Source organism: Mesorhizobium sp. M0815 (genome assembly GCF_040319995.1).
GTDB lineage: Bacteria > Pseudomonadota > Alphaproteobacteria > Rhizobiales > Rhizobiaceae > Mesorhizobium.
This window is the reverse complement of record NZ_JAMYOU010000079.1, coordinates 1-716: the sequence shown is the minus strand read 5'-3', so window position 1 is coordinate 716 and position 716 is coordinate 1. Positions and strand designations below refer to the sequence as shown.

The window sequence follows — 716 nt, the reverse complement described above, 5'->3', positions numbered from 1 at the left end:
TTGGGCCTGGCTTGCACATTTTTGACACTGCGTGGTATCGTAATTCAAGAATTATGATACTGTCAAGGACTGGAATTGTCGTGACCGAAAACAGCCAGGGCCGGCGCGGCCGGCCCGCCAATGAGGCGCTTGGCCAAACGATAGTCGACGCCGCGTGCGAACTCTTTGAGGAATTGGGTTTTCATGCGACGACATTGGACAAGGTCGCCCAGCGAGCGAAGATATCCAAGCTCAGCATCTATCGGCACTTCGAGAACAAGGAGGCGCTGTTCAGCGCGGCCATCGCGGCCCGCTGCCATCAGTTTGCACCACAGGCCCTTTTTGAAGGCGTCGACGGTTCGGCCGAAGATCAGCTCATGGCGGTGGGATCATCCCTGCTTCGCACGCTGTTGAACCCGGACGTCCGCAGTGTCGAAGCCATGATCATGGCCGACAAGACGAATCAAAAGTCGTTAAGCAAGCTCCATTACGAAGCCGGCCCCGCCCATGTCATCGCCCAAATCGAGGCCCTGTTGCGTCAGTTGCACGCGAAGGCGGTTCTGAACGTGACCGACCCTCTCCGGTCCGCCCGCTTGTTTGCCGCGCTTATCAAAGGATCCGATCTCCTGATTATCGCACGCTTCGATGAGGCGAGAGCAGAGGACGACAACGAAATCGAATCCTATTGCCGGTCGGCCGTCGCCATGTTCATCGCCGCGCACGGTGGCAACGACCAC

General features: G+C 58.0%; 1 protein-coding gene. It reads left to right on the top strand.

What is annotated here, in order from left to right:
* Positions 1-80: 80 nt before the first annotated feature.
* On the top strand, positions 81-716 hold a 636-nt coding region (locus tag NKI01_RS30815), incomplete at its 3' end, for a TetR/AcrR family transcriptional regulator (RefSeq protein WP_352965861.1).